This is a genomic window from Nocardioides iriomotensis (assembly GCF_004168035.1).
In the GTDB taxonomy this organism is placed as follows: domain Bacteria; phylum Actinomycetota; class Actinomycetes; order Propionibacteriales; family Nocardioidaceae; genus Nocardioides_B; species Nocardioides_B iriomotensis.
Map to the genome: position 1 here is coordinate 153,549 of NZ_SDPU01000020.1, position 22,157 is coordinate 175,705.

The following is a 22,157-nucleotide window of genomic DNA, read 5'->3' on the forward strand; positions in this document are numbered from 1 at the left end:
CGGGGTCAGGTCGAGAGCACGAGGACGAGGTCGCCGCCGTCGACCTGCTGGGTGCCGGAGAGCGCGATGCGCTCGACGGTGCCGCCGACGGGTGCGGTGATGGCGGCCTCCATCTTCATCGCCTCGATCGTCGCCACGGTGGCGCCGGCCTCGACGGTGTCGCCCTCGGACACGACGAGGCTGACCACGCCGTCGAAGGGTGCGGCGACGTGGCCGGGCTTGGAGGTGTCGGCGCGCTCGGCGGTGGGGGCGTCGGACTCGACGGACCGGTCACGCACGTTGACCGGCCGGAGCTGGCCGTTGATCGTGCACAGCACCGCGCGGAAACCGCGCTCGTCGGGCTCGCTGACGGCCTGCAGGCCGAACAGCAGCCGCTTGCCCTCCTGCAGGTCGACCTGGTGCTCCTCGCCGGTGCGCAGGCCGTAGAGGTAGTCGCGGGTGGGCAGCACCGAGAGGTCGCCGTACTTCTCGCGCGACTCCAGGAACTCCTTGGTCGGGCCGGGGAACAGCAGCGTGTTGAGGGTGCCGCGGCGGTCGTCGACGAGGCCCTGCTGCTGGTCGGCGTCGAGGTCGGCCGCGACGGGCTTGACCTTGCGGCCCTCCAGCGCCTTGGTGCGGAACGGCTCGGGCCAGCCGCCGGGCGGGTCGCCGAGGTCGCCGTTGAGGAAGCCGATGACGGAGTCGGGCACGTCGAACTTGCCGGGCTCGGCCTCGAACTCCTTCGGGTCGGCGCCGACGGCGACGAGGTGCAGCGCGAGGTCGCCGACGACCTTCGACGACGGCGTCACCTTGACGATGTTGCCGAGGATGTCGTTGGCGGCGGCGTACATGTCCTCGATCTGCTCGAACTTCTCGCCGAGGCCGAGCGCGATCGCCTGCTGGCGCAGGTTGGAGAGCTGGCCGCCGGGGATCTCGTGGGTGTACACGCGGCCTGTCGGGGACGGCAGCCCGGACTCGAACGGGGCGTAGACGCGGCGGGTCGCCTCCCAGTAGGGCTCCAGCGCGTTGACCGCGGTCAGGTCGAGCCCGGTGGCGCGCGCCGAGTGGTCGGTGGTCGCAACCAGAGCGGACAGCGCGGGCTGGCTGGTCGTGCCGGCCACGGCCGCGCAGGCGGCGTCGACGGCGTCGACCCCGGCGTCGATCGCGGCGAGCAGCGTGGCGAGCTGTCCGCCGGGGGTGTCATGGGTGTGCAGGTGCACCGGCAGGTCGAACCGCTCGCGCAGCGCGCGCACGAGGACGCGGGCGGCGGGTGCGCGGAGCAGGCCGGCCATGTCCTTGATCGCGAGCACGTGGGCACCCGCGTCGACGATCCGCTCGGCCAGGCGCAGGTAGTAGTCGAGCGTGTAGAGCGTCTCGTTCGGGTCGGAGAGGTCGCCGGTGTAGCAGAGCGCGACCTCGGCGAGGGTGGTGCTGGTGGCGCGCACGGCCTCGATCGCGGGCCGCATCTGCTCGACGTCGTTGAGCGCGTCGAAGATCCGGAACACGTCGATGCCGGTCGCGGCGGCCTCCTGCACGAAGGCCTCGGTCACGGCGGTCGGGTACGGCGTGTAGCCGACGGTGTTGCGGCCGCGCAGCAGCATCTGGAGCTGGATGTTCGGCACCGCCTGGCGCAGCGCGGCGAGCCGCTCCCACGGGTCCTCGGAGAGGAAGCGCAGCGCGACGTCGTACGTCGCCCCGCCCCAGGCCTCGAGCGACCACAGCTGCGGGGTGGTGCGCGCGACGTGCCCGGCGACGGCGAGCAGGTCGCGGGTGCGCACGCGGGTGGCGAGCAGCGACTGGTGCGCGTCGCGGAACGTCGTGTCGGTGACCGCGACGGGGGTCTGCTCGCGCAGCGCGCGGGCGAACGCTTCGGGGCCGAGCGAGAGCAGCGCCTGCCTCGTGCCGTCCGGCGCGGGCACGGTCAGGTCGACGTCGGGCAGCTTGGTCACCGGGTCGATCGACACCGGCGCGGCGCCGTAGGGCTGGTTGACCGTCACGTCGGCGAGGTAGTTGAGCAGCTTGGTGCCGCGGTCCGCCGACGAGCGCGCGGTCAGCAGCTGCGGGTGGTCCTCGATGAACGACGTGGTCACGCGGCCGGCGCGGAAGTCCGGGTCGTCGAGCACGGCCTGCAGGAACGGGATGTTGGTGGAGACGCCGCGGATGCGGAACTCCGCGACGGCCCGCCGCGCGCGGTCGACCGCGATCGAGAAGTCGCGGCCGCGGCACGTCAGCTTGGCCAGCATCGAGTCGAAGTGCGCGGACACCTCCGCACCGGTGTACGTCGTACCGCCGTCGAGCCGGACGCCCGCACCGCCGGGGGAGCGGTAGGTCGTGATCTTGCCGGTGTCGGGGCGGAACCCGTTGGCGGGGTCCTCGGTGGTGATCCGGCACTGCAGGGCGGCGCCGCGCAGCCGGACGGTGTCCTGGGACAGGCCGAGGTCGTCGAGGGTCTCGCCGGACGCGATCCGCATCTGCGACTGCACGAGGTCGACGTCGGTGACCTCCTCGGTCACGGTGTGCTCGACCTGGATCCGCGGGTTCATCTCGATGAACACGTAGCTGCCCTGCGGGTCGAGCAGGAACTCGACGGTGCCGGCGTTGCGGTAGCCGATCTCCCGGGCGAAGCGCACCGCGTCGGCGCAGATCCGGTCGCGCAGCTCCTCGGGGAGGTTCGGCGCGGGCGCGATCTCGACGACCTTCTGGTGCCGCCGCTGCACCGAGCAGTCGCGCTCGAACAAGTGGATCACGTTGCCCGCGCCGTCGGCGAGGATCTGCACCTCGATGTGCCGCGGGTCGACCACGGCCTGCTCGATGAAGACCGTCGGGTCGCCGAACGCGCCCTCGGCCTCGCGCATGCAGGTCTCGACGGCCTCGCGCAGGTTCGCGCTGTCGGGGCCGGGCTCGTCGACCCGGCGCATGCCGCGGCCACCACCGCCGGCGACCGCCTTGACGAACAGCGGGTAGGGCAGCGCGGAGGCCGCCTCGACCAGCGCGTCCGCGTCGGTCGACGGATCGACCGAGGCCAGCGTCGGGACGCCCGCGGCCTTCGCGGCCGCGATCGCGCGCGCCTTGTTGCCGGTGAGCGTGAGCACGTCGGCGGTCGGGCCGATGAACGTGATGCCGGCGTTGGCGCACGCCTCGGCCAGCCGGGGGTTCTCCGACAGGAAGCCGTAGCCCGGGTAGACCGCGTCGGCGCCGGCGTTCACGGCGGCCCGCACGATCACGTCGGGGTCGAGGTACGCCCGGACGGGGTGGCCGCGTTCACCGATCTCGTAGGCCTCGTCGGCCTTGAGCCGGTGCTCGGACCCGCGGTCCTCGTAGGGGAACACCGCCACGGTCTCCGCCCCGAGCTCGTACGCCGCGCGGAACGCACGGATCGCGATCTCGCCGCGGTTGGCCACCAGCACCTTGGAGAACATGACTGGCAGGCTAGTGCTCCGAGGACCCCGCGCTGTCGGGCGTCCGTCATGCGGGGCGGTCAGTCGGTGAGCTCCGCCAGCCGGACGCGCAGCTTCTTCGCCCGCTTCTTCCACGAGCGGCGCTTCTCGTCGCGCTCCTCCGCCCGTGCCTCGGCCGCCTCGAGGTCGAGCAGCAGGGCGGCGATCGCGGTGGCTGCGACGTCGACCTCGGTGTCGCGGGTCTCCGGCGTCACGTGGTCGGGGTGCGGGACGGTCTCGCGCGGCGGCACGGGCACCAGGTGCTCGAGGTCGCCGTGCACGGCGTACCCGGCCTTCTGGATCTCCTTCACCCACCGCTCGGCGACGGGCACGAGGTCGTCGTGGAGCGGCAGCGGCAGCCGCGGTCGGGGCGAGGCGCTGGGGGAGAGGACGGTGTGGGCGAGGCGGTGCTTCACCAGGCGTCCGTACGCCGGCTGGCGGAGGCGCCCGTCCAGCGCCGTGTTCACCCGGCGGAGCAGGTCGATCTCGGCGACGCCGAGCGAGGGGTTGAGGGCGTCCGGGGCGGCGGGTGGGTAGCCGTCCGGGTCGAAGCCGACGGCCTGCGCGAACCGCGCCCACAGCCGGGACGGGTCCGCGCCCTCCGGCTCCGCGACGACCACGTGCACCCGGTCGGGCGGCAGGCCGTGGCCCCAGCGGGCGAGCACGTCGGGCAGGTCCTGGGCGGCGTGGAAGTGCCGGCCGAGCGCGTCCTCGCCGCGGGCCACGCGCTGCTGGTACTCCGCGAACGGGACCGCCCGGCCGTGCTTGACGCCCTCCTGCCACTCGGCCACGAGCTGCCGCGCCAGGTCGCGCGCGGTGACCACGACGTGCAGGTCGAGGTCCTTGAGCATCGTCGTCGCGGCCACCACCTGCCGACGCGACGCGGCGGCGAGCAGCTCGTGGCTGATCACCGTCGTGCCCACGTGGGCGCGGGCCAGGGAGCAGACCTGGTCCCAGGCGCCGTCGACGTCCGCGCGGCGCCGGCCCCAGGCCTTGTGGTTGCCGCGCAGGTCCAGCGCGGCGCGGAACACCGGGTCGTCGCCCCCGGCCCGTCCGCGCGGGTGGAGGACTCCCCGGTCGCCGAGGGCGACGGCGTTGGCCTCCAGGGAGCGCTGGAGGTACGTGGTGCCGCTCTTGGGCAGTCCCACGTGGAGGACCACGGTGTGCACGTCTCGTCGGGCCACCCGGCCAGCGTGGCGAGGCAGGGTGAACGACGCGTGACCGCAGCCCGACGGTTCAGGGGATGGTGCGCGGCGGGGAGCCGGCCGCGAGGGACTCCAGCAGCGTCTCCCAGCGGTGGCCGACCGTCTCCATCGACCACTCGTGCGACCGGGCCAGTCCCGCGGCACCCATCCGGCGCCGCAGGTCCGCGTCCTCGACCAGCCGCAGCAGCGCCGCGGTGAACCCGGCCTCGTCGCCGTCGGGCACCAGAAAGCCGGTCTCGCCGTCGCGCACGATCTCCCGCGGGCCGCGCGGGCAGTCCATCGCGACGGTGGGCAGGCCGACGCTCATCGCCTCGATCAGCGACATGGAGAAGCTCTCGGTGTGGGAGGCGAGCGCGTAGACCGAGGCGCTCGCCAGCACGCTGCGCAGGTCGAGCGAGTAGCCGCGCAGCCGGACCCGTCCGGCGAGGCCGAGCTGCTCGACCTGGGCCTCGAGAGCGCGGTCCTCGGGCCCGGCGCCGTACACGTGCAGCTGCCAGTCGGGGTGCGCGGCCGCCACGGGCGCGAAGGCGCGGATCATCCGCGCGTGGCCCTTCGCCGCGTCGAGCCGGCCGGCGGTCACGATCACGGGCGCGTCGAGCGGTGCAGGCGCCTCGGCAACCGGCCACGGGAGGGCGTTGGGCAGGTGGTGGATCCGCGCGGCGGCGTCGGGGTAGCGCGCCCGGTAGTCGGCGGCGTCGGCCGCGGTCAGCACCGCGAACCCGTCGAGGCCCGGCACCGCCGCGTCTAGCACGGCGGTGGAGCGGTCCGGGGCGAAGCGGTTCTCGAAGTGGCCGTGGTCCTGCCCGACCACCGGTACGGCGGTCGTGGGCCGCAGCTGGAGGGCGGCGAGGTGCAGCGACGGGCGGGTCGAGAGCAGCACGCCCTCCGTCACCCCGGCGAGCCCGCGGCGCAGGACGAGGTCGGTGAGGTGGTTCATCCGGGCCTCGGCGGGCGCGGGCCGCAGCCGGCTCGGCCGGGCCTCGAGCTCCGCGCGCAGGGCGCTGCGCCGGCGCGGGGTCGGGTGCAGCACCCGGACGGCCAGCCGCGGGTCGTGGGCGAACCGGGGCACCCGCCGGCTGCGGAACAGGCTCAGCAGCGTGACGTCGTGGGCCGCCGCGAGGTGATTGGCCAGGTTGACGACGGTGCGCGCGACGCCCCCGCCTCCGAACGCGTCGAAGACGAGGACGTGGACGCGCAGCGGCTCAGTCCTTGATCTCGCAGATGACCCCGCCGCTGGTCACCGTCGCGCCGACCTCGGCGTCGAGGCCGCTGACGGTGCCGGCCTTGTGCGCCTTGAGCGGCTGCTCCATCTTCATCGCCTCGAGGACCACGATGACGTCGCCCTCGGCGACCTCCTGGCCGTCCTCGACCGCGACCTTGACGATCGTGCCCTGCATCGGCGAGGTGACCGAGTCGCCGCTCGCGGCGGCACCGGCCTTCTTGCCCTTGGCGCGCTTGGGCTTCTTCGCACCGCCACCGGCTCCGCCGGCCGCGGCGATGCCGCCCAGGCCGGCCGGGAGGACCACCTCGATCCGACGGCCGCCGACCTCGACGGTCACGGCCTGTCGCTCGTCGGCCCCCGTGCCGTCTGCCGCCTCGCCCTGCTCGCCGCCGTACGGCTCGATCTGGTTGTCGAAGTCGGTCTCGATCCAGGTCGTGTAGACGTCGAACGAGCCCTCGCCGGACGGGTTGGACGCGGCGACGTACGCCGGGTCGGAGACGACCGCGCGGTGGAACGGCAGCACCGTCGGCATGCCCTCGACGACGAACTCGTCGAGCGCCCGGCGAGACCGCTCCAGCGCCTGGGTGCGGTCGCGTCCGGTGACGATCAGCTTGGCGACGAGGGAGTCGAACGAGCCGGGCACGGTCTCGCCCTGGTCGTAGCCGCCGTCGAGGCGGACGCCGGGGCCCGAGGGCTGGTGCCAGCGGGTCAGCGTTCCGGGGGCCGGCATGAAGTTGCGGCCGCCGTCCTCGGCGTTGATCCGGAACTCGATCGAGTGGCCGCGGATCTCGGGGTCGTCGTACCCGAGCTCCTCACCGGCGGCGATGCGGAACATCTCGCGCACCAGGTCGATGCCGGTGACCTCCTCGGAGACGCAGTGCTCGACCTGGAGCCGGGTGTTGACCTCGAGGAAGGAGATCGTGCCGTCGGCCGCCACGAGGAACTCGCAGGTGCCGGCGCCGTAGTAGCCGGCCTCGCGCAGGATCGCCTTCGACGACTCGTAGAGCCGCTCGACCTGCTCGTCGCTGAGGAACGGCGCGGGCGCCTCCTCGACGAGCTTCTGGTGGCGGCGCTGCAGCGAGCAGTCCCGGGTGGAGACCACGACGACGTTGCCGTGCTGGTCGGCGAGGCACTGGGTCTCGACGTGCCGCGGGCGGTCGAGGAACTTCTCGACCAGGCACTCGCCGCGACCGAACGCCCCGACGGCCTCGCGCACCGCCGACTCGTAGGCGTCGGGGATCTCCTCCATCGTGCGGGCGACCTTGAGGCCGCGGCCGCCGCCGCCGAAGACCGCCTTGATCGCGACCGGCAGGCCGTGCTCCTTCGCGAACGCGACGACCTCGTCGGCGTCCTTGACCGGGTCCTTGGTGCCCGCGGCGAGGGGGGCGTTCGCGGCCTCCGCGATGTGCTTGGCCTTCGCCTTGTCGCCGAGCGCCTCGATCGCGGACGGCGGTGGGCCGATCCAGGTCAGGCCCGCGTCGATGACCGCCGCGGCGAAGTCGGCGTTCTCGGCGAGGAACCCGTAGCCCGGGTGGACCGAGTCGGCGCCGGACCTCTTCGCGACGTCGACGATCTTCTCTATCGAGAGGTACGACTCGGCCGGGGTAGCGCCCCCGAGGGCGTGCGCCTCGTCGGCGAGCCGGACGAACAGCGCGTCGCGGTCGGGCTCGGCGTACACCGCCACGCTGCCGATCCCGGCGTCCTTGCAGGCCCGGATGACCCGGACCGCGATCTCGCCGCGGTTGGCGACGAGGACCTTCTCGAGCGGCTTGACGTTCGCCGTAGCGGCCACGGGTGTTCTCTCCTTGCGCCTCGCGTGTGTCGTTCGGGAGTCTAGGGCCCCGCGTCGTGGGCGAGCAGGTGACCACGGCCACACCGCCCCGCACGGCCGACATCGGAGGGAGCCGGGGTTGCGCGACTACCGGTCGTCCGACGACGACAACGGGCGTTGGGTGGGTTTCCCGTTCCGCGAGGGCGACATCGTCATCTCGACGCGCTCGAAGTCGGGTACGACGTGGATGCAGATGATCTGCGCCCTGCTCGTCCTGGGTACGCCGGACCTCCCCGCGCCGCTCACGACGATCTCGCCGTGGGTCGACCACCGGGTCGAGCCGGTGGCGGACGTGCTGGCCCGGCTCGAGGCGCAGCGCCACCGCCGGTTCGTCAAGACGCACACCCCGCTGGACGGGCTGCCGCTCGACCCGCGCGCGACGTACGTCGTGGTCGCCCGGTCCCCGCTCGACATGGCGGTGTCGCTCTACCACCAGGGCGCCAACATCGACCGTCGCCGGCTGCGCGAGCTCACCGGAGAGCCCGAGCCGACCACGCCGGGCCCGCCCCGCCCGGACCTGCACGCGTGGCTGGTGGCGTGGACCGAGCGCGAGACCACCCCGCAGGAGTCGCTCGACTCGCTCGTGGGGGTGCTGCACCACGTGACGGATGCCTGGCGACGGCGCGAGGCGGGCGAGGTCGACGTGCTGCTGGTGCACTACGCGGACCTGCTGGCCGACCTGGAGGGCGAGATGCGCCGGGTCGCCGCCGCGCTCGGCATCACGGTCGTCGAGGACCGCTGGCCGGCGCTGGTCGAGGCCGCCACGTTCGCGTCCATGCGCGCTCGCTCGGCCGACCTCACCCCCGACACGCTCGGCGTGCTGCGGAGCAAGGAGGCGTTCTTCCGGCGCGGCGGATCCGGTGCCGGTCGGGAGGTGCTCAGCGCCGACGAGCTGGCGCGGTACGACGCCCGGGTGCGCGCGCTCGCGCCGCCCGAGGTCGTCGCCTGGCTGGACCGCTGACGGCGGTCAGCCGCGTCGCAGCGCGTCCACGGTCTCGCGCAGCCCCTGGTCCAGCGGTCGCGGCGTCCAGCCCAGCTCGGACTGCGCCTTGAGGGAGGTGCCGTAGTAGGTGGCGAGCGAGGCACGCATGGTCTCGGCGGCGTACCCGGGCGGCAGCGGCACGACCTTCTCGGCGGCGCCGAGCGCGCGGGCGGTCGCGCGGACCGCCCGCTCGGGGAGCACCCGCGGTCCCTTCGTGCCGGCGATCGCGGCGACCTGCTTCAGCCCGTCGACGAGCCGCAGGTGCGGGCCGGTGAGCATGTAGGAGCGGCCGGGCTCGCCGCGCTCCATGGCCAGCACGTGGCCGCGTGCGACGTCCTCGACGTGGGCCCAGCAGACCCCGCCCGCCGCCGGCACGAGCGGGCGCCCGCCGCGCACGACCTGGGCGATCAGCTGGCCGGTCTGCGCGGTGTCGCCCGGGCCGTAGACGAGACCGGGCTGGACGATGACGACCGGCAGGCCCTCGCGGGCCAGGTCGAGCGCGATGTCGTGGGCCTCGGCCTTGGTGCGGTCGTAGTTGGACAGGTGCGTGCCGGTGAACCGGTAGGTCTCGTCGACGACCTGCTCCTGGGTGTCGGAGTTGACCGCGACCGTGCTCGTGTAGACGACGCGCCGTACCCGGTTGCGGAGCGCGGCGAGCAGCACGTTGCGGGTGCCCTCGACGTTGACCCGGTCACCGACGGAGCCGTCGCGCTCGCCGAGGCGGTACCAGCCCGCGACGTGGAACAGGCCGTCCACGCCGGTGGTGAGCGCGTCGAGCGCCGCGGTGCTGTCGAGGTCGCCGGGTCTCAGCTCGACGCCGAGCTCGGTCAGCGCGGTGGCACGAGCCGGGTCGCGCACCAGCGCGACCACCTCGTGCCCCGCCTCGCGCAGCTGGCGCGCGAGCGCACCTCCGACGAAACCGGTCGCACCCGTCATCGCGTAACGCATGGACCGATCGAACCAGATCGGGCGGGCCCGGCTCAGAGCCGGTGCCGCACCCACACGTTCGGCTCGACGTACACCGCGTAGTCGTGCGTGGGGTCGCAGACCACCGGCACCAGTGCCAGGGGTACGACGACCTCGCCCGGGGTGTCGAACGGCAGCCCGGTCCACTCCCGCCACTGCCCGAGGGAGCCGGCGACCACCATCGACCGGGGCGCCACGCCGTGGATCGTCGCGCCGGCCCGGGCGTGGGTGCGCAGCCAGGCGTCGACCGGCAGCCCGTCGTCGCGGGTGCGCGCGATGTACGCGGTGGCCGGCTCGTGCGGGTCCAGGTGCTTCTCGTTGGGCCGCACCGGGGCGACGAGCTCGGCGTACCCGGCCTCCGCGGCGGCCGCGCGCATCGCGGCCAGCATCCGGTGCGACAGCCCGCGGCCGAGGTGGTCGGGCCGCACCGCGATCTCCAGCGCACTGACGGTGTCGGTCCGGGTGCCGTTCTCGTGGTCGCGGAACGCCCACAGCAGGACGCGGTCCCAGCCACCGGGCGGGAGCTCGCCCCCGCGGTGCCCGTGCAGCTCGAAGGGCGCGGCGAACACGCGCGCGACGACCTCGTCGCCGTCCAGCGCGACGAGGCACAGGTGGCCGAAGGTCGACGGCACCCGGCCGAAGTACGCCGCGGCGGTGTCGTCGTGGCCCATGAACTCCGGCCAGCTGTCCGGCATCCGCCACATCGCCGGCTCGAGGTCCGGCCGGTCGGCGAGGGCGGTGATCACGATGCCGTGGTGCTGGGCGGTCATGGCGTCATCATCACCGCCGCGACGGCCCGTGTCGCGCGAGTTCAGTCCGGGGTACGGCGAGGCCGCAGCCGGCGGCGCATCACCACACGCGTGGGGGACCGGCGGACCACCTCGTGGAAGCCGGCCCGCTCGTAGAGGCTGCGCGAGCCGAAGAACATGAAGTCGTCGTGGCTGCGCTCGGGCTTGTCGACCGGATACGCCTCGACCAGCCGCACGCCGTTGTCGCGGGCATGGTCGAGCGCGGCCGCGAGCAGCCGGTGCTGCAGCCCCTGGCCGCGGTGGGTCCTGGCGACGTACGTGCAGACCACCGACCACACCTCGGCGTCGTCGACCGGCTTCATGACCGGGGAGCGGCGGAGCTTGTCGTACTCCTCGCGCGGGCCGAGGCTGATCCAGCCGACGGGGTCGTCGTCGACGTACCCGACGAGCCCCGGCACGGTGCCGCCCGCGACGAGGTCGCACAGCGCCTGCCGGGCGTCGCCGTGGCCGGAGCCGCTGCGCCGGTAGAACATGCACCAGCAGCCCCGCACGATCGAGCCGCCCGGCTTCGCGAACAGGGTCTCGAGGTCGGCCCACGTCTCCGGCGTGAGCGCCTGGGTGGTGAACCCGCTCATGCCAGCCTCGCCAGGTCCTCGTGGCACCGGGCAGCGACCCGGTCGAGCTCGGTCATCGTCTCGTCGATGTCGCGGCGCATCTGCTCGAGCTCGGCCCGTCGCACCTCGATCTGGTCCAGCAGGTAGCGCAGCTGCCCCGCCTCGCCCGGCTGCTCGTCGTACATGTTCACGATCGTGGCGATCTCCGGCAGCGAGAAGCCGAGTCGCTTGCCGCGCAGCACCAGCTGCAGCCGGATCCGCTGCCGCGCGTCGTACAGCCGCTGGCTGCCGCGCCGAGCGGGGGAGAGCAGCCCTACGTCCTCGTAGTGCCGGATCGTCCGCAGGGTCACGCCGTGCTCCTCGGCGAGCCGGCTGATCGTCCAGAGGTCCGACGGGTCCGTCGGGTCCGTCAGGTTCGTCGGGTCCGCGAGGTCGCCGTCGCGCTGCTCCACGGGCTTGCCCTTCCGCTACGGAAGCGTGCTTACGTTGACGTAAGCGTAAACCCGACCGACCCTCCTGGGAGGCCCCCGATGACCTACGAGCTGTCCGCCGAGCACGAGGCGTTCCGCAAGTCCGTCCGCGAGTTCGCCGAGGCCGAGATCGCCCCGCACGCCGCCGAGTGGGACCGCAAGCACCACTTCCCCTCCGACGTCGTGCAGAAGATGGGCTCGCTCGGGCTGATGGGTCTCACCGCGCCCGAGGAGTACGGCGGCGCCGGCCTGTCGGGCGAGGACGGCGGCTTCACGTCGCTGTGCCTGGCGATCGAGGAGATCGGCCGGGTCGACCAGTCGATGGGCATCACCCTGGAGGCCGCCGTCGGCCTGGGCATCAACCCGATCCTGACCTTCGGCACCGAGGAGCAGAAGCAGGCCTGGCTGCCCGACCTGGTCGCCGGCCGCACGCTCGCCGGATTCGGCCTGACCGAGCCGGGGGCCGGCTCCGACGCGGGTGCCACGAAGACCAAGGCGGAGCTCGTCGACGGCCCCGACGGCCAGGAGTGGGTCGTCAACGGCTCGAAGCAGTTCATCACCAACTCCGGCGCCGACATCACCTCGCTGGTGACCGTCACCGCGCGCACCGGCACGCGCGCCGACGGCCGCGCCGAGATCAGCACGATCATCGTCCCGTCGGACACGCCCGGGTTCATCGCCGAGCCGGCGTACGACAAGCTCGGCTGGCACGCCTCCGACACGCACCCGCTGACCTTCACCGACGCCCGGGTGCCCGAGGCCAACTTGCTCGGCGAGCGCGGGCGCGGCTTCGCGCAGTTCCTCGCCACCCTCGACGACGGCCGGGTCGCGATCGCCGCGCTGGCGGTCGGCTGCATCCAGGCCTGCCTCGACATGAGCCTGCAGTACGCCGGTGAGCGCACCACCTTCGGCGTGCCGATCGGCGCCAAGCAGGGCGTCGCGTTCCAGATCGCCGACCTCGAGGTCATGCTGCGCGCGTCGCGGCTGCTGACCTACCAGGCCGCCGCCATGAAGGACGCCGGCCGGCCGATGAAGGAGTTCAAGCAGGCCGCCGCGGTCGCCAAGCTCTACGCCACCGAGTCGGCCGTCACCGCCACGCGCATCGCCACGCAGGTCTTCGGCGGCTACGGCTTCATGGAGGAGTACCCCGTCGCGCGCTTCTACCGCGACGCCAAGGTGCTCGAGATCGGCGAGGGCACCTCCGAGGTGCAGCGGATGCTGATCGCGCGGGGCAAGGGCCTGCCCGTCGAGTGAGCCCGCTGGGAGGCCTCGTCTAACCTCGAGCGCATGGGACGACGGTGGAAACGGTTCACTGCCGAGGCCTCGAAGTTCCTGACCGTCGGGGGCGTGGCCACGCTGGTGGCCCTCCTGATCTTCAACGCCCTCGTGCACGGCTACTTCGGGGGACCCGGGCCGCTGCACGAGCAGCCGCTGGTCGCCTTCGTCCTGGCCAACACGGTCGGCATGGTCGTCAGCTACCGCGGCTCGCGGTCGTGGGCGTTCCGCGACCGCGAGGCCGTCGGGCCCACCGGTGGCCGGGTCGCGTTCTTCGTGATCAACGTCCTGTCGATGGGGATCCCGCTCGGCTGCCTGGCGATCACCCGCTACGTGCTCGGCCTCACCGACCCGCTCTCGGACAACATCGCGGCGAACGTCGTCGGCCTGGGCCTCGGTACGGCGGCCCGCTTCTGGGCGATCCGCCGGTTCATCTTCCTCAGCCCGCGGCGGCTGGAGAAGCGCCGCGCGGCCGAGGCGGCCGAGGCGTCCGGGTCGTCCGAGGTGGACGAGCCGGCCGCGGACCGCGCGTGAGCACCTTCCGCCTCCGGGTGCTCTCCGACCCGGCCGAGGTCGCCGTGGCGACGCCCGCCCTGGCCCGGGTCTACCGGGTCGCGTTCGCGGGCGCCGGCGAGGGGGACGACGAGGTCCGCCGCTTCGTCGACGAGCAGCTGCCGCGGCACGCCGAGCGGGACGGGTTCCGGCTCGTCGTGGTGGAGGACGGTGACGAGGCGGTCGCGCTCGGCTACGGCTACACCGGCGAGCGCGGCCAGTGGTCGTCGGATTGGGTCGCCGGCCTCGCGCCGGCCCGGCTCGTCGAGACCTGGGTCGGCGGGCACTTCGAGCTCGTCGAGCTCGCGGTGGACCCCGCCCGGCAACGGGAGGGCCTCGGCGCGCGGGTGCACGACCTGCTCCTCGAGGGCCTCCCGCACGAGCGCGCGCTGCTCACGACGTACCGCGAGGACGGGCCGGCCCCGCGGCTGTACCAGCAGCTCGGATGGCAGCCGCTCGCCGACCTCACCGAGACGACCACGCTCTACGGGCTCGACCTGCGCCCGCGGCGCTGAGCGGGGATCAGCCGCGCAGCGACTGCAGGAACGCCTGGACCTCGTCGTACTGCGGAAGCAGCCCGTCGGCCTCCGCCTGGGCCAGCGACGGGGCCGCGGTGTCCTTGGCCGACAGCAGCGGCTCGAACGGCGAGCCGTCGCGGCCGACCGTCGGCCACTCGATCCCGATCGCCGGGTCGAGCGGGTTGATGCCGTGCTCGCGACCCGGGCTGAACGTCGCGGAGCACAGGTAGTTGATCGTCGTGCCCTCCTCGAGCGCGACGAACGCGTGGCCGAGACCCTCCGTCACGAACACCGCGCGCCGGTCGACGTCGTCGAGCAGCACGGAGTCCCACTGCCCGAAGGTCGGCGAGCCGACCCGGATGTCGACGACCACGTCGAGCAGGGCACCGCGCGGGCAGAAGACCCACTTGGCCTGGCTCGGCGGGACGTCGGCGAAGTGGATGCCCCGGATCGACCCCGCGGCCGACACCGAGGCGTTGGCCTGGCGCAGGTCGAGGTGGCGGCCGGTGGCCTCCTCGAGCTTGTCCGCCCGGTACCACTCCAGGAACGCGCCGCGGCTGTCGCCGTGCACCACGGGGGTGATCTCGTAGGCGTCCGGCACCTTCAGTTCGCGGATCTGCATGGCGGCTAGGGTACAAATCGGTCCGGCCGGGTCGCCTCCCGGCCACGTCCTCGACCCTGAAGGGGGAGCCCGTTGCGCTGGCTCGTCACCGGATCCGCCGGGATGCTCGGCACCGACCTCGTCGACCTGCTTCTCCGTCGCGGCGAGCACGTCACGCCGCTGGTCCGGTCCGACGCCGACCTGCACGACCCGGAGGCCGTCGCGCGGGTCGTCGCGGGACACGACGTCGTCGTCAACTGTGCCGCCTGGACCCGGGTCGACGACGCCGAGGAGCACGAGGCCGAGGCGCTCGAGGCCAACGGCACGATCCCCGACATCCTCGCCCGGGCCGTCGCCGAGGGCCCGGGGCGGCTGGTGCAGATCAGCACCGACTACGTCTTCGATGGCCTCGCTGCGACGCCGTACGCCGAGGACGCGCCGACCGCGCCGCGCTCCGCCTACGGCCGCACCAAGGCCGCCGGCGAGGAGGCCGTGCGCACCGCTCTGCCCGACCGGCACCACGTCGTGCGCACCGCCTGGCTGTACGGCGCGCACGGGCCTTGCTTCCCCAAGACCATGGCGCGGCTGGTGCGCGAGCGGGGCGCCGTCAGCGTCGTCGACGACCAGGTCGGCCAGCCGACGTGGACCGCGGACGTCGCCGACCTCGTCGTCCGCCTCGTCCTCGCCGACGCCCCGGCCGGTAGCTACCACGCGACCTCGACGGGGCAGTGCTCGTGGTTTGACCTCGCCCGTGCCGTGGTGGCCTCGGCCGGCCTCGACCCGGAAGCCGTGACGCCGACGACCAGCGACGCCTTCGTGCGGCCCGCCCCGCGTCCGGCCTACAGCGTGCTCGGGCACGACGCCCTCGTGCGAGCGGGCGTCGAGCCGATCGGCGACTGGCGGGAGCGGTGGGAGACGGCCGCGCCCGCGGTGCTCGCGACCTGACCCGGCCCCGCATCGAGCCACCGGAAACTGTCGGTGGCCGCCCGTAGCGTGCCGTCATGACAACGCTCGAGCAACGCCCGCACAGCGCCCTGCTGGTGATCGACGTCCAGGTCGGCGTGGTCGAGGGCAACCACGACCGTGACCGGGTCATCGCCAACATCGGCACGCTCGTCGACAAGGCCCGCGACGAGGACGTCCCCGTCGTGTGGGTCCAGCACTCCGACGACAACCTCGCCCGCGACAGCGATGCCTGGCAGATCGTGCCGGAGCTGCGGCCCGACGACACCGAGCCGGTGGTGCACAAGCATTACGGCGACTCGTTCGAGGACACCACCCTCGAGCAGGTGCTGAGCAGCCTCGGCGTGGGTCGGCTCGTCGTCTCGGGGGCACAGACCGACCAGTGCGTCCGGTCGACGTTGCACGGCGCGATCGCCCGCGGCTACGACGCGCTCCTGGTGAGCGACGCCCACACCACCGAGGACCTCACCGACTACGGCGCCCCGCCGCCGGCGCAGGTGATCGCCCACACCAACCTCTACTGGGGCTTCCACGAGGCGCCGGGACGGACCGCGGGGACGGCCGCGACGGAGGAGGTGGCGTTCTCGGCGACCTGAGACGAGTCATAGGGTCCCCGCATGCCGCTCACCATCCGGCCCGGCACGCCGGGCGACGCGGACGCGCTGGTCGAGCTGTGGCACGCGGCAGGCCTGCGGTTCCGGCCGCACGAGGTCGCCGGGGAGCTGGCGTCGGTCACCTCCCGGGACCCGGAGATCGTGCTGGTCGCCGAGGACGGGTCGGGGCTGGTCGGGTCGGTGTTCGGCGCGTTCGACGGACGGCGCGGCTGGGTCAACCGGCTGGCGACGCGCCCGGACCGTCGCGGCGAGGGCGTGGCGCGTGCGCTGATGGACCGGCTCGAGGACGCGCTGCGGGCCAAGGGCTGCACCAAGGTCAACCTGCTCGTGCAGCGGTCCAACGCCGACGTGCTGGAGTTCTACGCGCGCCGCGGGTACGTCGCCGACGACGTGGTGTTCATCGGGAAGCGGCTGGTCGAGGAGCCCGACGAGGACGGCTGAGCAGCCGGAGCGGCCGGGCGGCGGCCCGGGTGCGTCGGGGTGCGGCACCCCTGGCTCCTGGGATTGACTCGCCAGGGGCACCGCTGCGTCCTCGGGCCGGATGTGGGAGCCGGTCATCCCCAGGGACGCTCCTCGACGGTAGTGGCGGGGGTGCCTCCGCGTCCGGCAAACGCCGTACCTTCACCTGACCTTCACCCTCCCGGGCCCGACCCACGGGCCAGGGCCGGACGGGAGCGGGTCAGGAGCCGTCGCCGGTGCCGTTCCAGAGGTCGGTCCAGCGGACGCCGAGCTCGGCGAACATCTCCCGCACGACGGGCAGGCTGATCCCCACCACGTTGTGCGGGTCGCCCTCCATCCCGCGCACGAAGGCGCCGCCGAGACCGTCGACGGTGAAGGCGCCGGCGACGTTCAGGGGCTCGCCGCTGGCCACGTACGCCGCGATCTCGGCGTCGGTCACGTCGGCGAAGTACACCCTGGTCGCGGCGGCCCGCAGCACCTCGCGCCCGGAGTCGACGTCGACGAGGCAGTGGCCGGTGTGCAAGACGCCGGACCCACCCCGCATCAGACGCCACCGGGCGACGGCGTCGGCCGCGTCGTCGGGCTTGCCGAGGACGGCGCCGTCGAAGGCGAGCACGGAGTCGCAGCCGAGCACCCAGGAGGTGTCGCCCGCGTCGACAGCGGCGGCGACGGCCCGGGCCTTGAGCTCGGCCAGACGGACGGCGACCACGGCGGCGTCGGGGTCGTCGACCTGCGACTCGTCGACCCCGGACACGACCACGCGCGGGTGCACCCCCGCGCTGCGCAGGGTGGCCAGGCGGGCGGGCGAGGCCGAGGCCAGGACGAAGCGGCCGGCCAGCGGGGCGGTCACTGGATCCGGGCGAGCGCGGCCTGCAGCGGGTCGAGCCCGATCGAGCCGAGGTCGAGCGCCGCGCGGTGGAACGCCTTGAGGTCGAACCGGTCGCCGAGTCGCGCCCGGGCGTCGTCGCGAGCCTGCAGCCAGATCCGTTCGCCGACCTTGTACGACGGGGCCTGGCCGGGCCAGCCGAGGTACCGGTTGATCTCGAACTTGATCAGCTCCTCCTCCATCCGGGTGTGCTCGCGGAGGAACTGGGTGCCGAGCTCGCGGCCCCAGGTCTCGCCGGGGTGGAAGCCGAACGGGTTGTCGCGCGGGATCTCGAGCTGCAGGTGCATGCCGATGTCGATGACGACGCGCGCGGCGCGGAACCCCTGGGCGTCGAGCATGCCGAGCTTGTCGCCGGGGTCGGCGAGGTAGCCGAGGTCGTCCATCAGCCGCTCGGCGTACAGCGCCCAGCCCTCGCCGTGGCCGGAGACCCAGCACATCAGCCGCTGCCAGCGGTTGAGCGTCTCGCGCCGGTAGGCGGTCTGGGCGACCTGCAGGTGGTGGCCCGGGACGCCCTCGTGGAAGACGGTCGTGACCTCGCGCCAGGTCGAGAACTCCGTCTGCGTGTCCGGCACCGCCCACCACATGCGGCCGGGGCGGCTGAAGTCCTCGGACGGGCCGGTGTAGTAGATGCCGCCGTCGGACGTGGGCGCGATGCGGCACTCGATGCGGCGGACCGGTTCGGGGATGTCGAAGTGCACGTCGGCCATCTCGGACACGGTCCGGTCCGCGAGCTCCTGCATCCAGGCCGCGAAGGCCTCCTTGCCGGTGATCGTCCGCGCCGGGTCGGCGTCGAGCGCCTCGACCGCGTCGTCGACGGAGCCGCCGGGGATGATCTTGTCGGCCACGCGGGCCATCTCGTCCTCGATGCGGGCGAGCTCCTGCCACCCCCACGCGTAGGTCTCGTGCAGGTCGACCGTCGTGCCGAGGAAGTAGCGCGAGCCGAGGGAGTACAGCTCCTCGCCGCACGCCTCGACCTCGCGGCCGCGGGGGCCGAGCTCATCGGTGAGGAACCGGCCGAACGCGGCGACGGCGTCGCTGGCCTCGCGGGCGTGCTGCTCGAGCTGCCCGCGCAGCGCGCCCTCGCGGCCCGAGCCCTCGACGAAGGAGAGGAAGAAGTTGCCGCTGCTGCCGACCTGGCCGGTCCACGACTTGATCTGCTCGGCCACCTCCGCGAGCTGCCGCCGAGCGGCGACCTGGCCGGTGTCGGCCGCGTCGAGCAGCGTCGCGCGGTAGCCGTCGAGGGTGCGGGGGAACGCCGCGAGCCGGGCGTCGACGTTCTCCCAGCCGGGGTCGTCGGAGGTGTCCATCAGGTCGAGCACGGAGCGGATCTCGTACAGCCCGCTCGACACCACCGACACCTGCGACTGAGGCACCTTCGCGTCGTAGAGCTCGACGTCGAGCGTGAGCCGCTCCAGGAAGGCGTCCTTGGCGACCTGCTCGGCGTCGTCCGACGGCGTGGCCGCGCGGGCACGGGCGAGGGTGGACCGGGTGAGCTCCTCGCGCGCGGCGAAGCCGTCGGGGGAGTAGTCGGTGAGACGGTTCTCGTGGCCGGACACCCCGAGGTACGTGGCCGAGACGGGATCGAGCGCGCAGGAGTCCTCGACGTACGCGTCGGCGATCGCGTCCACGGGACGCACGGTGTTGTGGTCGGGGGTCACAGGAGCACCCTAGGGCGTGACTCTCAATTCCGGTGGCCTGCTGCGCGCCGCCCAGAATTGAGAGGCACACCCTAGATGCGGGCCCGGGACGGAGGGAAAGCGATTGACCGGTCGCGGCGCGGCGGTGTTGGCGGTCGGCTGGCTGGCCAGCCGGGCGATGGTCGTCTGGCTGCTCGTCGGGCCGCAGGCGTGGGTCGGCGGCGACGTGGGCTACTTCGCCGCGAGCCTCCAGGCCGCGGTCGACGGCGGTGCCGGCTGGGACGCGACGCTGGTGGAGTACCCGTTCCCGGCCGTGGTCGTCGTGGCCGTCCCGTGGCTCCTGGCCACCGCGACCGGCCTGGGGTACGGCGCGGTGCTGCTGCTCCTCGCTGCGGCCACCGACCTGGCCTTCACCGTGCTGCTGGCGGTGACCAGCCGCGCGCACGGCACCGGCTGGTGGCCGGCCGTGGCGTGGCTGGTCGCGGTGCCGGCGATCGGTGCGACGGCGTTCGCGCGGTTCGACCTGCTGCCCGGTGTGCTGGTGGGCAGCGCCGTCCTCGCGGTCGGCTCCCGCCCCCGCCTCGCCGCGGTGCTGCTGGCGGTCGCGACCTCCGTGAAGCTGTGGCCGGTGGTGCTGGCCCCGCCGCTGCTCGCGGCGACGGCGCGCCGTACCGCGGTGGGGTGGTACGTCGGCACCGGCCTCGTCCTGGCGGCGGCCACGGCGCTGGTCGCGGGACCGGCCCGTCTGCTCACGCCGCTGACCTACCAGGCCGACCGCGGGCTGCAGATCGAGTCCGTCGCGGCGACGCCGGTGATGCTGGCGTGGTGGCTGCGGCCGGACGCCTGGACGATCTCCTACGCACCGAGCAAGTCGTTCGAGGTGGTGGGCCCGGCGGTCGGGGTGGTGCTCTCCGTGACCACGCTCGCGACCGTCCTGTACGCCGTCCTGGTGGTCGCGGGGACCGCGGCGCTGGTGTCGATCTGGCGCCGGCACCGGGTGGTCGACGCGCCCACGCTGGTCTGGTCCGGGCTGGTCGGGGTGCTCGGCTTCGTCGTGACCGGCAAGGTGCTGAGCCCGCAGTACCTGCTGTGGGTGCTGCCGCTCGCCGTCGCCGGCCTGGTCGTCGCGGACAGCCCGCTGCTGCGGCAGTGGGTCGGGTGGCTGCTGGTCGCGGCGGCGCTGACGCAGGTGGTCTTCCCGTCCGGGTACGGCGCCCTCACGACCGGCTACGGGCCGCCGGTCGCGGTCCCGGTGCTGGCGCTGGCCGCGCGCAACCTGCTGCTGGCCGCGCTGCTCGTCGTCGCGGTGCGCGAGGCGTGGCGGAGGGTCAGCGCGGCAGGGCGCTCGACCGCCACCCACCGGGCCCGCTGAGCAGCGTCGAACGCACTGCCCGGGCGGGCGACGCCCACTGCGACCGCCGTCGCGGCGCGGGCGGGGCGGTCGAGGCCGCGATCCCCTGGAGGACCGCGACCAGGGCCGCGATCTCCTCGGGGCTCGCGTCACCCTTGATCGCGAACAGCGGCGGCCGGGTCTCCTCGTTCTCGCCGGTCATCAGAGCGGGATGTTCCCGTGCTTCTTCGGCGGCAGCGACTCGCGCTTGGTGCGCAGCAGCCGCAGCGCCCGGACCACCTCGGACCGGGTCTCGTGCGGGTGGATCACCGCGTCGACGTAGCCGCGCTCGGCGGCGAGGTACGGGTTGGCGAGGTGGTCCTCGTACTCGGTGATCAGCTCGGCCCGCTTGGCCTCGGCGTCGTCGCCGGCCTCCTTGAGCTCCGAGCGGTACAGGATGTTGACCGCGCCCTGCGCGCCCATCACCGCGATCTGCGCGGTCGGCCAGGCGAGGTTGATGTCGGCCCCGAGGTGCTTGGACCCCATCACGTCGTACGCGCCGCCGTAGGCCTTGCGGGTGATGATCGTGACCAGCGGGACGGTCGCCTCGGCGTAGGCGTAGATCAGCTTGGCTCCGCGGCGGATGATGCCGTTCCACTCCTGGTCGGTGCCGGGCAGGAAGCCGGGAACGTCGACGAAGGTCAGCACCGGGATGTTGAAGGCGTCGCAGGTGCGGACGAAGCGGGCCGCCTTCTCGGAGGCGTCGATGTCGAGGGTGCCCGCGAACTGCATCGGCTGGTTGGCGACCACGCCGACCGGGCGGCCCTCGACGCGACCGAAGCCGACGACCATGTTCGGCGCGAACAGCGCCTGCACCTCGAGGAACTCCTCGTCGTCGAGCACGGACTCGATGACGGTGTGCATGTCGTAGGGCTGGTTCGGCGAGTCCGGGATCAGCGAGTCGAGCGCCCGGTCGGTCTCGTTGACCTCGAGGTCGACGTCCTCGTCGTAGACGACCGGCTCGTCGAGGTTGTTCTGCGGCAGGTACGACAGCAGCGCCTTGACGTACTCGATCGCGTCGGACTCGTCGTGGCCCATGTAGTGCGCGTTGCCGGACTTGGAGTTGTGGGCGCGCGCACCGCCGAGGTCCTCCATCGACACGTCCTCACCGGTGACCGTCTTGATCACGTCGGGGCCGGTGATGAACATGTGCGAGGTCTGGTCGACCATCACGGTGAAGTCGGTGACCGCGGGGGAGTAGACCGCGCCGCCCGCGCAGGGGCCCATGATCAGCGAGATCTGCGGGATCACGCCGGACGCGTGCACGTTGCGGCGGAAGATCTCGCCGTACAGGCCGAGCGAGACCACGCCCTCCTGGATCCGCGCGCCGCCGGAGTCGTTGATGCCGATGACCGGGCAGCCGGTCTTCATGGCGAGGTCCATGACCTTGACGATCTTCTCGCCGAACACCTGACCGAGGGAGCCGCCGAACACGGTGAAGTCCTGGGCGAACACGCACACCTGGCGGCCGTCGATGGTGCCGTAGCCGGTGACCACGCCGTCGCCGTACGGGCGGTTGCCCTCCATGCCGAACGCCGTCGACCGGTGCCGCGCCAGCTCGTCGAGCTCGATGAAGGAGCCCTCGTCGAGCAGCTCCTCGATCCGCTCGCGGGCGGTCTTCTTGCCCTTGGCGTGCTGCTTCTCGATCGCCCGCGCCGAACCGGCGTGCACCGCCTCGTCGAGGCGCCGGGCGAGGTCCTCGCCCTTGCCGGACGTGGTGTGGATGTCGATGTCGGCGGGGACTTCGGTGCCCTGGCCGGGCTTGCTCACCGCTGCTTCGCTCACGGGGTCGATCGCCTCCTAGTCG

At 73.3% G+C, this 22,157-nt stretch carries 21 protein-coding genes; 8 read left to right on the forward strand and 13 right to left on the reverse strand.

Features of this window, described 5'->3' with window-relative positions:
• Window positions 1–5 precede the first annotated feature (5 nt).
• From ETU37_RS07385 to ETU37_RS07400, 4 genes are read right to left on the reverse strand one after another with little or no spacing between them, the layout of a single operon-like run.
• Window positions 6–3,398: a pyruvate carboxylase gene (locus ETU37_RS07385; protein ID WP_129986608.1), complete on the reverse strand. Its 3,393-nt coding sequence runs from the start codon at window positions 3,396–3,398 to the stop codon at window positions 6–8.
• 59 nt (window positions 3,399–3,457) lie between these two features.
• The gene (locus ETU37_RS07390) at window positions 3,458–4,600 is read right to left on the reverse strand and encodes a hypothetical protein (protein WP_129986609.1); all 1,143 of its coding nucleotides are present in this window, start codon (window positions 4,598–4,600) and stop codon (window positions 3,458–3,460) included.
• Window positions 4,601–4,652: 52 nt separating this feature from the next.
• Window positions 4,653–5,819 (reverse strand): glycosyltransferase, encoded by a 1,167-nt coding sequence (locus ETU37_RS07395; protein ID WP_276319681.1) that lies wholly within the window; start codon window positions 5,817–5,819, stop codon window positions 4,653–4,655.
• Window positions 5,820–5,823: 4 nt separating this feature from the next.
• Window positions 5,824–7,635, reverse strand: coding sequence for an acetyl/propionyl/methylcrotonyl-CoA carboxylase subunit alpha (locus ETU37_RS07400; protein WP_129986611.1), 1,812 nt, complete (start codon window positions 7,633–7,635; stop codon window positions 5,824–5,826).
• 160 nt (window positions 7,636–7,795) lie between these two features.
• On the opposite strand from ETU37_RS07400, the gene ETU37_RS07405 reads away from it, so the two are divergent.
• Window positions 7,796–8,635, forward strand: coding sequence for a sulfotransferase domain-containing protein (locus tag ETU37_RS07405; protein WP_206053783.1), 840 nt, complete (start codon window positions 7,796–7,798; stop codon window positions 8,633–8,635).
• Window positions 8,636–8,641: 6 nt separating this feature from the next.
• Here ETU37_RS07405 and ETU37_RS07410 read toward each other — a convergent pair whose 3' ends face one another.
• From ETU37_RS07410 to ETU37_RS07425, 4 genes are read right to left on the reverse strand one after another with little or no spacing between them, the layout of a single operon-like run.
• Window positions 8,642–9,604 (reverse strand): NAD-dependent epimerase/dehydratase family protein, encoded by a 963-nt coding sequence (locus ETU37_RS07410; protein WP_129986613.1) that lies wholly within the window; start codon window positions 9,602–9,604, stop codon window positions 8,642–8,644.
• 32 nt (window positions 9,605–9,636) lie between these two features.
• Window positions 9,637–10,392: an N-acetyltransferase gene (locus tag ETU37_RS07415; RefSeq protein ID WP_129986614.1), complete on the reverse strand. Its 756-nt coding sequence runs from the start codon at window positions 10,390–10,392 to the stop codon at window positions 9,637–9,639.
• A 41-nt stretch (window positions 10,393–10,433) separates the two neighbouring features.
• The gene (locus tag ETU37_RS07420) at window positions 10,434–11,006 is read right to left on the reverse strand and encodes a GNAT family N-acetyltransferase (protein WP_129986615.1); all 573 of its coding nucleotides are present in this window, start codon (window positions 11,004–11,006) and stop codon (window positions 10,434–10,436) included.
• Window positions 11,003–11,437: a MerR family transcriptional regulator gene (locus ETU37_RS07425; RefSeq protein ID WP_240755603.1), complete on the reverse strand. Its 435-nt coding sequence runs from the start codon at window positions 11,435–11,437 to the stop codon at window positions 11,003–11,005. The genes ETU37_RS07420 and ETU37_RS07425 overlap by 4 nt, the downstream gene beginning before the upstream one ends.
• Before the next feature lie 78 nt (window positions 11,438–11,515).
• Here ETU37_RS07425 and ETU37_RS07430 point away from each other — a divergent pair, with 78 nt between their 5' ends.
• The 3 genes from ETU37_RS07430 to ETU37_RS23120 are packed head-to-tail and all read left to right on the forward strand — an operon-like array spanning window position 11,516 to window position 13,797.
• The gene (locus ETU37_RS07430; RefSeq protein WP_129986616.1) at window positions 11,516–12,709 is read left to right on the forward strand and encodes an acyl-CoA dehydrogenase family protein; all 1,194 of its coding nucleotides are present in this window, start codon (window positions 11,516–11,518) and stop codon (window positions 12,707–12,709) included.
• Between the two features lie 33 nt (window positions 12,710–12,742).
• Complete coding sequence (locus ETU37_RS07435; RefSeq protein WP_129986617.1) at window positions 12,743–13,264, forward strand: GtrA family protein; 522 nt, start codon at window positions 12,743–12,745, stop codon at window positions 13,262–13,264.
• Window positions 13,261–13,797 carry a GNAT family N-acetyltransferase gene (locus ETU37_RS23120; RefSeq protein WP_165372441.1) on the forward strand — a complete coding sequence of 179 codons (537 nt, stop codon included), beginning with the start codon at window positions 13,261–13,263 and terminating at the stop codon, window positions 13,795–13,797. The genes ETU37_RS07435 and ETU37_RS23120 overlap by 4 nt, the downstream gene beginning before the upstream one ends.
• A gap of 7 nt (window positions 13,798–13,804) precedes the next feature.
• Here the strand turns inward: ETU37_RS23120 and ETU37_RS07445 are convergent, their stop codons facing one another.
• A complete protein-coding gene (locus tag ETU37_RS07445; RefSeq protein WP_129986619.1) occupies window positions 13,805–14,422 on the reverse strand; it encodes a dTDP-4-dehydrorhamnose 3,5-epimerase family protein in 618 nt (205 codons plus the stop codon).
• Between the two features lie 72 nt (window positions 14,423–14,494).
• Between ETU37_RS07445 and rfbD the strand changes: the two genes are divergently transcribed.
• Genes rfbD through ETU37_RS07460 form a run of 3 tightly spaced genes read left to right on the forward strand, consistent with a single transcriptional unit; the run spans window position 14,495 to window position 16,419 of the window.
• Complete coding sequence (rfbD, locus tag ETU37_RS07450; RefSeq protein WP_129986620.1) at window positions 14,495–15,346, forward strand: dTDP-4-dehydrorhamnose reductase; 852 nt, start codon at window positions 14,495–14,497, stop codon at window positions 15,344–15,346.
• Between the two features lie 56 nt (window positions 15,347–15,402).
• Window positions 15,403–15,960 carry an isochorismatase family protein gene (locus tag ETU37_RS07455; RefSeq protein ID WP_129986621.1) on the forward strand — a complete coding sequence of 186 codons (558 nt, stop codon included), beginning with the start codon at window positions 15,403–15,405 and terminating at the stop codon, window positions 15,958–15,960.
• A 21-nt stretch (window positions 15,961–15,981) separates the two neighbouring features.
• The gene (locus ETU37_RS07460; protein ID WP_129986622.1) at window positions 15,982–16,419 is read left to right on the forward strand and encodes a GNAT family acetyltransferase; all 438 of its coding nucleotides are present in this window, start codon (window positions 15,982–15,984) and stop codon (window positions 16,417–16,419) included.
• Between the two features lie 238 nt (window positions 16,420–16,657).
• Here ETU37_RS07460 and ETU37_RS07465 read toward each other — a convergent pair whose 3' ends face one another.
• Together ETU37_RS07465 and ETU37_RS07470 are read right to left on the reverse strand one after the other, a co-directional pair.
• On the reverse strand, window positions 16,658–17,275 hold the full coding sequence (locus ETU37_RS07465) for a Maf family protein (RefSeq protein WP_206053814.1): 618 nt from the start codon (window positions 17,273–17,275) through the stop codon (window positions 16,658–16,660).
• An 8-nt stretch (window positions 17,276–17,283) separates the two neighbouring features.
• Window positions 17,284–18,981, reverse strand: coding sequence for a DUF885 domain-containing protein (locus ETU37_RS07470; RefSeq protein ID WP_240755604.1), 1,698 nt, complete (start codon window positions 18,979–18,981; stop codon window positions 17,284–17,286).
• A 103-nt stretch (window positions 18,982–19,084) separates the two neighbouring features.
• Here ETU37_RS07470 and ETU37_RS23840 point away from each other — a divergent pair, with 103 nt between their 5' ends.
• Entirely contained in the window at window positions 19,085–20,332 is a 1,248-nt protein-coding gene (locus ETU37_RS23840) for a glycosyltransferase 87 family protein (protein ID WP_129986624.1), read from the forward strand.
• Here the strand turns inward: ETU37_RS23840 and ETU37_RS23845 are convergent.
• Together ETU37_RS23845 and ETU37_RS07485 are read right to left on the reverse strand one after the other, a co-directional pair.
• Window positions 20,289–20,513 carry an acyl-CoA carboxylase subunit epsilon gene (locus ETU37_RS23845; protein WP_129986625.1) on the reverse strand — a complete coding sequence of 75 codons (225 nt, stop codon included), beginning with the start codon at window positions 20,511–20,513 and terminating at the stop codon, window positions 20,289–20,291. The two genes, ETU37_RS23840 and ETU37_RS23845, sit on opposite strands and share 44 nt — an antisense overlap.
• Complete coding sequence (locus tag ETU37_RS07485; protein ID WP_420819102.1) at window positions 20,513–22,120, reverse strand: acyl-CoA carboxylase subunit beta; 1,608 nt, start codon at window positions 22,118–22,120, stop codon at window positions 20,513–20,515. Before ETU37_RS07485 ends, ETU37_RS23845 begins: the two co-directional genes overlap by 1 nt.
• Window positions 22,121–22,157 lie beyond the last annotated feature (37 nt).